The organism is Peptoanaerobacter stomatis (assembly GCF_000238115.1).
Taxonomy (GTDB): domain Bacteria; phylum Bacillota; class Clostridia; order Peptostreptococcales; family Filifactoraceae; genus Peptoanaerobacter; species Peptoanaerobacter stomatis.
In genome coordinates, this window is the sequence record NZ_JH414562.1 from 50,928 (window position 1) to 59,468 (window position 8,541).

General features: G+C 33.4%; 7 protein-coding genes. All 7 read left to right on the forward strand.

Annotated elements, in window-relative coordinates; genetic code table 11:
• Positions 1–5 precede the first annotated feature (5 nt).
• Positions 6–1,013 carry an electron transfer flavoprotein subunit alpha/FixB family protein gene (locus tag HMPREF9629_RS09250; protein ID WP_009526148.1) on the forward strand — a complete coding sequence of 336 codons (1,008 nt, stop codon included), beginning with the start codon at positions 6–8 and terminating at the stop codon, positions 1,011–1,013.
• A 66-nt stretch (positions 1,014–1,079) separates the two neighbouring features.
• Positions 1,080–2,297, forward strand: coding sequence for a CaiB/BaiF CoA transferase family protein (locus HMPREF9629_RS09255; protein WP_009526149.1), 1,218 nt, complete (start codon positions 1,080–1,082; stop codon positions 2,295–2,297).
• 127 nt (positions 2,298–2,424) lie between these two features.
• Positions 2,425–3,651, forward strand: coding sequence for a (R)-2-hydroxyisocaproyl-CoA dehydratase subunit alpha (gene hadB / locus HMPREF9629_RS09260; protein ID WP_009526150.1), 1,227 nt, complete (start codon positions 2,425–2,427; stop codon positions 3,649–3,651).
• Position 3,652: 1 nt separating this feature from the next.
• Entirely contained in the window at positions 3,653–4,780 is a 1,128-nt protein-coding gene (locus HMPREF9629_RS09265) for a 2-hydroxyacyl-CoA dehydratase subunit D (protein ID WP_009526151.1), read from the forward strand.
• A gap of 82 nt (positions 4,781–4,862) precedes the next feature.
• Positions 4,863–5,996, forward strand: a complete 1,134-nt coding sequence (gene acdB, locus HMPREF9629_RS09270; protein ID WP_009526152.1) for a putative isocaproyl-CoA dehydrogenase AcdB — start codon at positions 4,863–4,865, stop codon at positions 5,994–5,996.
• A gap of 174 nt (positions 5,997–6,170) precedes the next feature.
• Positions 6,171–6,956 (forward strand): acyl-CoA dehydratase activase, encoded by a 786-nt coding sequence (locus HMPREF9629_RS09275; RefSeq protein WP_009526153.1) that lies wholly within the window; start codon positions 6,171–6,173, stop codon positions 6,954–6,956.
• 42 nt (positions 6,957–6,998) lie between these two features.
• The gene (locus tag HMPREF9629_RS09280; RefSeq protein ID WP_009526154.1) at positions 6,999–8,105 is read left to right on the forward strand and encodes a YkvI family membrane protein; all 1,107 of its coding nucleotides are present in this window, start codon (positions 6,999–7,001) and stop codon (positions 8,103–8,105) included.
• Positions 8,106–8,541 lie beyond the last annotated feature (436 nt).

Genomic DNA, 8,541 nt, shown 5'->3' on the forward strand with positions numbered 1-8,541 from the left:
ATAAAATGAGCAAAGACGTATTTGTATTTATTGAGCAAAGAGACTCCGAATTACAAAAAGTAGGTATAGAGTTGCTTGGAGAAGCAAGAAAATTAGCTGATTCATTAAACCAGGATGTAGTTGCAATGTTGTTAGGATACAATATAAAATCAAAAGCTGAAATGCTTATACATCACGGAGCGAATAAGGTAATCGTAGTAGATGATGAAATATTAAATGAATATGTAACAGAACCATATGCGAAAGCTGTTTGTGCAATAATAAAAAAATATGATCCTGAAATAGTTTTGTATGGAGCAAGTTCAATCGGAAGAGATTTAGCACCGAGATTGGCATCAAGAATTCATACAGGACTTACAGCCGATTGTACAGCACTTGAAATAGATGAAGAAAGCAAAAATCTGCTTATGACAAGACCGGCTTTCGGCGGAAATCTGATGGCAACCATCTTATGTGAAAATCACAGACCTCAAATGGCTACTGTCAGACCCGGAGTTATGCAGGCATTAAAAAATAATCCCGACTTAAAGGGAGAAATAGTTGAAGAAAAAATACCTTTTGATAAATCTGATATGAACGTCGTTATAAAAGAAGTTGTAAAAGTAGAAAGCAAGAAAAAAGATATAACAGAGGCGGATGTGCTTGTATCAGGCGGTAGAGGAATCGGAGCACCGGACGCATTTAATATGTTGGGTGAATTAGCCGATTTATTAGGTGCAGAAGTATCAGCATCAAGAGCAACTGTTGACGCAGGTTGGATAGAAAAAGACAGACAAGTAGGACAAACAGGTAAAACAGTAAGACCTGACGTTTATTTTGCACTTGGAATAAGCGGAGCTATACAACATATAGCAGGTATGGAAGAATCAGAACTTATAATAGCTATCAACAAGAACGAAGAAGCAGGAATATTCGGCGTATCAGATTTAGGTATTGTAGGAGATGTTCATGCCATAGTTCCTAAACTTATAGAGCTTATAAAAAAAGAGAAAAAAGCAAAGAGTGAATTATAAAAAACAATATTTAACAACATTAAAATTATTTTTATAAAACAGATTTGTTTTGAAAGGAGAATAAAAATGAGCGAAAAACAAAATATGCTTGAAGGATTAAGAGTAATAGAATTTGCAAATTTCGTAGCCGGTCCATGCTGCGGACGTCTTTTGGCTGACTGGGGTGCAGACGTAATAAAAATAGAACCTTCATTTGGAGATACTATGAGAGTTGTAGGTATGCAATGGTGTTCACCTATAGATGAAGATGAAAACCCACTTTTTGAAAATGAAAATGCCGGAAAAAAAGGTATGGTTATAGATGCAAATACTCCTGAAGGTCAAAAAATAATATATGATTTGGTAAAAGGTGCAGACGTATTTTTGACTAACACAAGACAAAAGGCATTGGTAAAATCAAAACTTGATTATGCCACATTAAAAGAAATCAACCCTAAGATAGTATACGGACACTTGTTAGGTTATGGAGAAAAAGGTCCTGCAAAAGATACTCCTGCATTTGACTATACTGCATATTTTGCAAGAGGCGGTGTAGCACTCGGACTTATGGAAAAAGGAACATCCCCTTGTAACACAGCCGCTGCATTTGGTGATCACTATGCAGGTATGAGTTTGGCTGCAGGTATATTGGCTGCAATACATAGAAGAGACAAAATAGGTAAAGGTGAAAAAGTAAATGTAGCATTATTCCATACAGCGGTTTTCGGTATGGGATTGCCTGTAGTAAGCTCTCAATACGGATATGAAATGCCTATAACAAGACGTAGACCGCCAAATCCTATAAACACTACATTTAAAACTCAAGATGGAGAATGGATACAAGTAGCATTCTTCCAATATGAAAAATGGTTCCCTAACTTCTGCAACATAGTTATAGAAAGACCTGATTTAATAGGCGGAAAATTCTCTACTTTAAAAGGCGGAGTGGCAAACTTGGACGAATTCATTCCTATTCTTGAAGACATATTCATTCAAAAACCTTCTCAAGAATGGATAAAAAGACTGTCAGAAGCCGGTATTCCTTTCGAAAAATTGCAAACACCGGGAGAAGTATTAAATGATGAACAATGCTGGGCTAATGATTATCTTTTCAAACACACATATGAAAATGGACATGAAGGTGTACTTTACAACACACCTGTTCTATTTGAAGAAAACGGAATAAAAGAATTTGTAAGAGCTCCAAAATTAGGAGAACATACAGATGAAACTTTAAAACAAATAGGATATACAAAAGAACAAATAGACGAGCTTAAAGCTAAAAAAGTAATATTACAAAAATAATAAGGATTTTTATTACCAAGATAGAATTTTTTTCAAACTATCTTGGTAATACCAAAATCGTTAATTATTTATTTAATCTTTTATTAATAAAAATATAAATAAATTCATATCAATGAGGTGATTTGAAATGGCAGAAGCTACTGAGAAAAAAAGCGCAACGAAGATAATAAACGGACTATTGGCTCAATCATATAAAGAAGCTTGGGAGGCTAAAGAAAAAGGCATACCTGTTGGTTGGTCAACATCAGTATTTCCACAGGAATTGGTTGAATGTTTCGGCTTACCGCTATGTTATCCGGAGAATCAAGCTGCCGGACTTGCCGCAAAAAGAGAATCTCTAAGATTGCAAGAATCAGCAGAATCTCTCGGATACTCAATAGATCTTTGTGCATATGCAAGAACAAACTTCGGATTTTTGGAAGAAGGTGGTAATACTGAGGTTTTAAGAATGCCGAAACCTGATTTTGTATGTTGCTGTAATAATATATGCAACATGGTTGTAAAATGGTACGAAAATTTAGCAAAAGAATTGAACATCCCTTTAATAATGATAGACGTTCCGTACAATGATGAATATGAAATATCTCCAAGAAGAATAAAATATTTCAGAAAACAATTTGAATACGGAATTAAACAATTAGAAGAAATATCCGGCAAAAAATTTGACCCTAAAAAATTATCGGAAGTAATGGAAATATCAGCTGAAAACGGAAAATTATGGAAAGAATCTATGCAGCTTTCAAAAGATAATTATCCTTCTCCTATGAACGGCTTCGACCTATTCACTTATATGGCGATTATAGTTTGCTATAGAGGAAAAAAAGAAACAACAGACGCTTTCAAATATTTGATAGAAGAATTGAAAGAAAATGCTAAAGAAGGTAAATCAAGTTTCAGAGGTGAAGAAAAATACAGAATAATGATGGAAGGTATACCTTGTTGGCCATACATAGGATACAAAATGAAAACTTTAGCAAAATACGGAATAAATATGACAGGTAGTGTTTATCCTTACGCATGGGCACTTGAATATGAAAAAGATGACCTTGACGGATTGGCAAAAGCGTACAGCTCAATGTTTAACAGCGTAAACATAGAAAAAATGTCAGAATATAGAAATCAAGCATTAGATGACGGTAACTGCGTCGGAGTACTATATCATATGAATAGAAGTTGCAAACTTATGAGTTTCGTTCAATATGAAATGGCAAGACAAGTAGCAAAGCACAGCCATTTACCATATTCAAGCTTTGACGGAGATCAGGCGGATCCGAGAGGTTTCTCCGAAGCACAGTTTGAGACGAGAGTTCAAGGACTTGTAGAAATTATGGATCAACATAAGGAGGCGAAATAAAATGCTTAAACAACTTTTAGAGAAATGTGAAGATATAGCTTTAAATCCTAAAAAATATGTTTGTGACTATATTGAAAAAAGCGGCAAAAAAGCAATAGGTATGATTCCTGTTTTTGGACCTGAAGAATTGGTTGATGCTGCAGGTATGTTTCCTGTAGGTCTTTGGGGCGGATACAATGTTAAACTTGACCTTTCAAAACAATATTTTCCTGCGTTTTGCGCATCTATAGTTCATGCAATTATAGAATTAGGTTTAAACGGTACTTATAATATGTTAAGCGGTGTCGTAATGCCGGGAATGAGCGATACACTTATATCTCTAAGTCAAAACTGGAGATCAGGCGTAAAAAATATACCTTCAATATTCATAGTATATCCTCAAAACAGAAAATTGGACTGTGGGGTTGAATATTTAGTAGAAGAATTGGAATTTGTAAAAGATAAGTTGGAAGCTATATGTGGACACGAAATTAAAGACGAAGAAATACAAGAAAGCATAAAACTGTATAATGAGCATAGAGCACTTATGAGAGAGTTTTCAATGTTAGCATCATCTCATCCTAATACAATAAAGAACAGAGACAGAAGTTTTGTATTCAAGAGTGCATATTTCATTCCTAAAAAAGATCATACTGAAATGGTAAAGCAAATAAATGAGGAATTAAAAAAATTACCTGAAGAAAAATATGACGGTAAAAAAATAGTTGTTGCAGGACTTATATTCGATGATCTTAATATACTTGACATATTAGAGCAAAACAAGATAAGAATAGTTGGAGATTATTTGGCACATGAATCTGTACAATATAATACAGATGTTCCTGAAGTTGGAAAAAACGCTTTGGAAAGATTGGCTAACCAATGGAAAAACATAGAAGGATTTTCAGCAGCTTATGAACCTAACAAATTAGTAGGAGAATTATCAATAGAATTGATGAAAAAGACAAAAGCTGACGGAGCTATGTTTGCACAAACGAAGTTTTCAGATTTAGACGAATATGATATGCCTCTTTTTGTAAAAGATATGAGAGATGCTCATCTTCCTGTTCTTGCAATAGAAGTGGATCAACAAGATGCAAACAGTGAACAAATAAGAACAAAAATCCAAACTTTCGCTGAAATGCTGTAAATATTACAATCAATTTTTTTGATAAATTTTTATTGCAAAACGAATCACAATCGTTTCAAACAATAAATATAGGAGGGAAATAATGAAATTTACAAAAGAACAAGAGTTGTTAAGACAAAATGTAAGAGAATTTGTAAAAAATGAATTAGCAACTTATCCTGACCATGTAGATGAAACCGGCGAAATACCTAAAGATGTTATGGATAAATTGGCAAAATATCAATTTATAGGACCTATAATACCCAGAAAATACGGTGGTGCAGGTGCAGACTATGTGTCATATGCAATAATAATGGAAGAAATAGCAAGAAGATGTGCATCCACAAGCACATATATAACTGCCGGAGCTTCACTGGCAGCATTACCTTTACTTAATTTCGGAACTGAAGAACAAAAAATGAAATACCTAAAACCTCTTGCACTTGGAGAAAAAATAGGTTGTTTCGGACTTACAGAACCCGGTGCAGGTTCAGATGCCGGAGCTACAGCTACAACTGCCAAATTGGAAGGAGATTATTATATATTAAACGGCAGAAAATGTTTCATAACAAATGCTCCTATGGCAGATTTTGCAATAATATCAGCTGTTACAGACAAAACAAAAGGTGCAAAAGGTATATCAACTTTCATAGTAGAATCAAGTTATGAAGGCTGGTCTGTAGGAGCACATGAAAATAAAATGGGTATAAGAGGAACTCAAACATCAGATATAGTTTTAGACAATGTAAAAGTGCCTAAAGAAAACTTATTGGGTGGAGAAGGAAACGGATTTAAAATAATGCTCAACACACTTGACTCCGGAAGAATAGGTGTTGCGGCTCAAGCTCTTGGAATTGCACAAGGTGCATTGGATGAAGCTACAAAATATGTAAAAGAAAGAGTACAATTCGGAAGAACTCTTTCCAAATTCCAAAACACTCAATTCACATTAGCACAAATGGCAACAAAAGTTCAAGCTGCAAGACTGCTTGTATACGATGCAGCAAAGACTAAAGACTTGGGAGAAAAACCCGGCTTACAATCTTCGATGGCAAAATACTATGCTGCAGAAGTTGCAAATGAAGTAGCATATGCAGCTTTACAATTACATGGCGGATATGGTTACATCAAAGATTACCCTATTGAAAGAATATACAGAGATGCCAGAATAACATCCATATATGAAGGAACTTCTCAAGTTCAACAAATGGTAATCGCAGGTTATGTTCTAAAATAACAGATTTTAACTATAGTAAATCAGCTTTAAAAAATATTTTTAAGCTGATTTACTATACACCAAAAATATTTTAAATAAATCATATTTAGATTTTTGCTAATTTAATATGTTAAAATTTAAATTATATCAGAATTTAAATTATTTATAAACATTTGTATATGTAGGTGATTTATTATGAGCAAGATATATACACTTGGTGTTGATATAGGCTCTACAGCATCTAAGTGTATTATGTTGGAAGACGGAAAAAACATAATTGCATCTTCCAAAGTAGATGTAGGAGCCGGCACATCAGGACCGATAAGAGCAATAAATGAAATCTTGGAAAAAACCGATATGAAAAGAGAAGATATAAGCTATATAATGGCTACAGGTTATGGTAGAAACTCTCTTGAAGAAGCCGATTCTCAAATGTCCGAGCTGTCATGCCATGCAAAAGGTGCATATTTTCTGTTTCCAAATGTAAGAACTATAATAGATATAGGCGGACAAGATTCAAAAGCTTTAAAAATAGATGAAAACGGTATGTTGGAAAATTTTGTTATGAATGACAAATGTGCTGCCGGAACAGGAAGATTCTTGGATGTAATTGCTAATGTATTGGAAGTCGATATAGAAGATCTGGAAAAATTGGATGAACAGTCTACTCAAGATGTTCCTATAAGTTCCACTTGTACAGTTTTTGCAGAGTCTGAGGTTATATCTCAACTGTCGAGAGGTACAAAGATACAAGATATAGTAAAGGGAATACATACCGCAATAGCAAGTCGCGTAGGTGCTCTTGCTAAAAGAGTCGGTATGAAAGATGATGTTGTTATGACCGGAGGTGTAGCATTAAATAAAGGAATGGTAAGAGCACTGGAAAAAAATACAGGTTTTAAATTGCATACAAGCGAATATTGTCAGTTGAACGGTGCATTAGGTGCCGCATTATTTGCATATCAAAAAGCAAACAAGTAATCATTTTTTATTAAAAATAAAATTTAGAAAGGTTGTGTATTTATGAATAATGAAAATACTAATGTTGTTCCACTAAGTACAGTTTTTGGAGTTGCGTCTGTATGGTTCGGCGCACACGTCGGTGGAGGTTTTGCAACAGGAAATCAAACAAGAACGTTTTTCGTAAAATTCGGTTATCCGTCCATATTCTTACCGTTTATAATAGTCGCATTGATAGGATTCGTATTTTATGAAGGTATATTATTTGCAAGAAATAACAATGAATACAACTATCACAACTGGATAGAAAAGCTTTGTGCACCTTACGGTAAAATAATGGGATACATATTCGATATAGCATATTTGCTACTTACAATAGTTGCAGTAGGTGCATCAATAGCAGGAAGTGCCGCACTTTTGGAAAATTTATTTAATTTACAATATATAATAGGTGTGGCTATAACAGGTGTAATATTCTTTGTACTTACTATCTTCGGCGCCGATCTTGTAAGAAAAGCGTCAACAGCTATCACTTTATTGATACTTATATTCCTTACTATAGTTACAGTATCAGGATTAAAAGCAAATATAGGTAATCTTAATATAATAATGGAAACAAAAGAAACTGCCGCTCCTATGAGTACAGTTTTATATAACGGTCTTAAATATGCAGGTTTCCAATCTTTGGTATTAGCTATAATGCTCGGTGCGTCAAAACCTCTTACTACCAAAAAATCTGTAAAACAATTTGCAATACTCGGTGTTATATTGAACGGTGTAATGATAACTATGTCATGTTTAATGATGTTAGCACACTTATCACTTATAAAAGACGAAACATTACCTATACTTACAATAATTAAGCAATTAAACAGTACACCTCTTCTATACGCTTATTCCATAACATTGTTCCTGGCATTTGTATCTACAGGAGTTGGCTGTATATTCGGTATAGTTGCAAGATATGAGAATTCATTTGAACAAATAGGTGATATAACAAAGAGAAGAATGTTAATATCATTAATTTCTATGATAATCTCCATGTTCATATCATTAGTCGGACTTAACACATTGGTTGTAAAAGGCTACGGATATCTCGGAATACTTTCTATATTCTTCTTGATAATACCTACAATAGTTTTAGGTATAATTAAAAACAGAAAATATTAAAACTTCCGTCTTACAGAAATAAGTGTACTATACTAATTAAATTATCTTAAGTATAAATTAAATCTGTAAAATGTAGCTTAACTATTGTTAGTGATATTAACTCAAGTCCTTAATAATATTTATATAATATTTTATTTATAATCAAAAAATAAGACACTTTTAAAGGTTAGCTTATTTTTGTATTATATTATTATCAGTTCTATAATATCTGTTGTAGACACTCTAACAGATATTTTTATTTAAAATACCATATATTAGTCCATATACTAACTTCTGATAAAGACGGATGTGCAACCATTGTCTTATTCGTAAGCTCTATAGTATTAGGATTAAGATTACATTTATAATTTTCTTTCTTAATCTTTTTGTAAGCTGTGAACCTATCTCTTCATTTATAGGTTGTATTGTCTTTTCTCCCGCATTCATAAGCTCTACA